The organism is Vibrio sinaloensis (assembly GCF_000808535.1).
Classification (GTDB): domain Bacteria; phylum Pseudomonadota; class Gammaproteobacteria; order Enterobacterales; family Vibrionaceae; genus Vibrio; species Vibrio sinaloensis_D.
In genome coordinates, this window is sequence record NZ_JWLV01000030.1 from 1 (window position 1) to 3,887 (window position 3,887).

Below are 3,887 nucleotides of genomic sequence, written 5' to 3' on the forward strand. Positions count from 1 at the left end.
TAACTGATCGGCATTAGAGCTTTACGCTCCCTTTGCTTATTTCTCAATCTTGGTGAAGATGGTCCATTCTTCTTTTACCTGACCTTTGTGGCCAATGACGCTTGCAACAACCTTACGGTTTTGTGCGTGCGCTTGTTCGTCGTCACCTTCTACAGATAAGTTAGTATCACCAAAACCAACGATAGTTACGCGGTCGGCGTCAAGTTGATAGTCCAACAGCAAGTTCTCAACCGCTTCGGCTCTTCGCTTAGACAGTTCAAGGTTGTAATCTGGGCGACCCACTTTACTCGCATAACCTTGCAGCTCGACAGTCGTCGATGGGTACTCTTCTAGGAAGTCTGCCAGCTCACGAACCTGAGTCATAAAGATTGGTTGAACAACATCTGAGTCATTCGCAAAAAGGATGTGGAGATCAATCTTTTCTGAGGTGTTGATGTAAGTGCCACAACCGTCGTTATCAATTTCAGAACGAGCAGGTGTTTGTGGACATAAATCTCTCGCGTTGATCACGCCATCTTTGTCTTCGTCGAGCAGGTCATCAATTTGATTTGGTACAGGTGTCGCGATGTACTCGTACTCATCTTCTGCGTAGGCAACACCAGTAGAAAAAACGGTTGCGAGTATTAGGGAGTGTACTAGTGTTTTCATATTAATATTCTACAGCCTCGTTCCATTCATCAGGAGTGTCCACACGTAGCGCTGACAACAAACCACCTGTCGCGTTCATGACTCGGTATTTAGCATACTGTTCATCATATTTTGCGTCCAAATAACCTTTACGCGCCTCAAACAATTCGTTCTCAGTGTTCAAGAGATCTAATAGCGTACGTTTACCCAAACGGTATTGTTTTTCATAAGCGATAACAGTGTCTGATGCAGAATCAACATGGTCAGCTAGGAATTCTTTTTGCTGAACCGTTAAGTCTAAAGCACTCCACGACAAGCGTAAGCCTTCTTCTACTGTTCTAAAGGTGTAGTTGCGAAGGTCTTTAGCTTTGTTCAGTTGATACGCAGCACTGTCTGAACGATCTGAATCTGAGCCACCATTATAGAGGTTGTATCTCATACGAAGCATCGCAGAAAACTCTTCGCTCGAGCCTTCGATACCGCCTGCGTCTTCACGCCAAGTTTGGTTCGCTTCAAATGACAAGGTCGGGTAGTTAACACCTTTAGTTTGATCGAATTGAAATCTTGCTGAATCGACATCCGCTTGAGCGATTTTGATCACTGGGTGATTGTTCATCGCATCTTCAAGAGCATCATCGATGGTGAATGGAATCGCGTTCTGGTCTGCTCTAGGGAAGGTTAATCCTTGCGGTGCTTGACCAACAATACGTTTAAATTGTGTATGAACGTCAAATAGATTGTTTTGCGCAGCAAGAAGGTTTCCGTGTGCTTTGGCTAGGCGAGCTTCAACTTGTGACATATCAGCCGTAGAGCCAATGCCGGAGTCGACACGTTTTTTGATATCACGATAAATTTCTTTGTGAACCGCTAAGTTGCTTTCTGATAGCGCCAGCACTTCATAAGCTTTTGTCGCGTCGAGATAGATCTTAGTGACTTCTAGCGCGATGTCCTGTGCGTCAGCAAGCAATTGATAACGAACAGACTCAGCGTCAGCGGCTGTGCGATCCATGTCGTTTAGAGTCGCGTTTCCATCCCAAATAAGTTGGGTCAGAGTAATTGTTGCTTCTTTACGGGTTAATTCGTTTTCAGTACCCGACGCAAGATCAACTTTTTCATAGCCGATACCAGCATCAAGGTCAATTTTAGGGAGATAAGCGCCGACTGAGGCTTCCGAGTCGTAGAATTTGCTCTGAAACTCATTATATGAAGCCTTAACCTTAGGGTTATTTGTTATTGTATACGCGACAGCCTGCTCTAACGTTTGGCTATGCGCAGGAAAGCTAAGTGCGACGGCGCAGCTTAGTACTTTCAACTTATTCCAATTCACTTCAACTCTCCTTAACAAGCTGTGATTCGCAGGATCTTACTCAATTTAAAGTCTCATTTTTGAGAAGGTATCTACGTAAACGTCAATAAAGTAACACTATTCGATTCAGTTATCTAATAGAAACAACAATAAATAGCTTAAAAAACAGCGATGTTGATAAATCTGTGAGTCAGCCTGCCGTAATTGGTTTAAGGAGCGCCATACCTTTTATAAACTGATACAATTGAGATCTTCATTCAATATTTATGATTGAGTAATGCAACATGTTTTTTATTGGTTGCAGATAGAGGGCGAAAAATTAGTTTTGCTAATTTATCAATAATGTTAATTTATACTCAATATAAATAGTAACATTGCCAATTTATTGTCGTTTTGAAACAAGACGATAGAGGTAGTAAAGGATTAGGGGCTCGTTTATGGGTTTTGGTGCATACGTGGCGTTAAGCAATCTAGCTAGTGGACAAATAGTTGTAATCGATACTAATGGTAACGTACGACTTCTTCTCGAAGGTGAAACTCCGAGACCGGGTGAGGTAGTGCTTAACAATGAAGAAGTGCTCTTTAACGGTGAGCCTCAAATTAGTGCTGAACTGTTCGGTGATGATGGTGCTGCGCAGGATATTACCAGTGAATTGGAAGATATCTTTGCAGCATTAGAAGACGGCCAAGATCCAACACAGTTGGGTGAAGAGTTTGCTACTGCGGCTGGTGGCCAAAGTGGCTCCAGTCTGACCGCTTCAGGCACTGTAGCCCGTGACGGTGCTGAAACCATTGCCTCTACCGAATTCGTTACTCAAGGTTTCGCATCGCTGGGTCTTTCAGAAACTCAGAGCCTCTCTTTACTTGAGCAATTCCAAATTCTTCAACAGCCGCCTGTTTTTGTCGATGGAAATTCGACGCCTCTAGGCAATGATATACAAGTTTCAACGGACGAAGATACCCCAGTCTCAGGGCAGTTAATCGCAACTGACCCAGATGGAGACAACCTAACCTTTACGCAAACCCAGCCTCCTACAAATGGTACCGTTACTGTAAATCCAGACGGCTCTTGGACCTACACACCTAACAACAACTTTGATGGCGGCGATAGCTTCCAAGTGACAGTTAGCGATGGAAACGGCGGTACTGATCAAATCACCGTCAATGTAGGTGTTAATCCTATCCCAGAGCTAAGTGTTAGTGGTGGTGGGGATATTAATGAAGGGAATAGTGCAGAATTTACTATTGATCTAGACAAACCATCGAATCAAGACACGACAGTTAAATTAACCGTTGTAACGGGAAGCGCTGAAAGCGAAGACTTAGGCGATATCACAGTTACCACGCCAAACGGTACGGTTTTGACCGTTAATCCTGATGGAACGGTAACAATTCCTGCTGGTGAAACATCAATTATTGTATCTATTAGTACCATTGATGACTCTGTCTTCGAAGGCGATGAAGATTTCAACTTAGTCGTTGAGCCTGTTGATGGTTTGATTGGCAGTGCAACGGGCACCGCAACCATCAAAGACGACGGTACGGGCCCAGGTCCTGGCACACCAGATAACGACAAGCCAACACTGTCTGTGACAGACGCGGGTGACGTCAACGAAGGCACTGACGCGGTGTTCACGGTTTCACTCTCTAACGAGACCGAAGCGCCAGTCGTCGTGAACCTTGCACCAACCACCGACGGTTACACCGCCGAAGCCGGTGACATCGGTGAGATGGTGGTGACGTATGTCGACAGCAACAACCAGACGCAAACACTGACTGTGGATGGCAGCGGCAACGTGACCATCCCAGCGGGCATCACCGACATCACCGTGACCATCCCAACCACGGGCGATGACGTCTACGAAGGCGATGAGACGTTCGGCTTAGTCGTAACCGAAAATAATGGTGTGACCTCAAACGGCACTGCAACCGGTACCGCGACCATCAAAGACGA

Annotated in this window: 3 protein-coding genes; 1 reads left to right on the plus strand and 2 read right to left on the minus strand. The window is 45.2% G+C overall.

Going from position 1 to position 3,887, the window contains the following annotated elements; all coding sequences use genetic code 11:
* Positions 1–36: 36 nt before the first annotated feature.
* On the minus strand, positions 37–648 hold the full coding sequence (locus tag RJ47_RS14610) for an OmpA family protein (protein ID WP_038138123.1): 612 nt from the start codon (positions 646–648) through the stop codon (positions 37–39).
* Between the two features lies 1 nt (position 649).
* Positions 650–1,954, minus strand: coding sequence for a TolC family outer membrane protein (locus RJ47_RS14615; protein WP_038138120.1), 1,305 nt, complete (start codon positions 1,952–1,954; stop codon positions 650–652).
* A 416-nt stretch (positions 1,955–2,370) separates the two neighbouring features.
* Between RJ47_RS14615 and RJ47_RS14620 the strand changes: the two genes are divergently transcribed.
* The coding region (locus RJ47_RS14620; protein ID WP_039484697.1) for an Ig-like domain-containing protein at positions 2,371–3,887 on the plus strand (1,517 nt) is incomplete at its 3' end.

Bases quoted from the DNA above. Each gene is read 5' to 3' on its own strand.
- RJ47_RS14610 (WP_038138123.1), bottom strand. From the start codon at position 648: ATGAAAACACTAGTACACTCCCTAATACTCGCAACCGTTTTTTCTACT.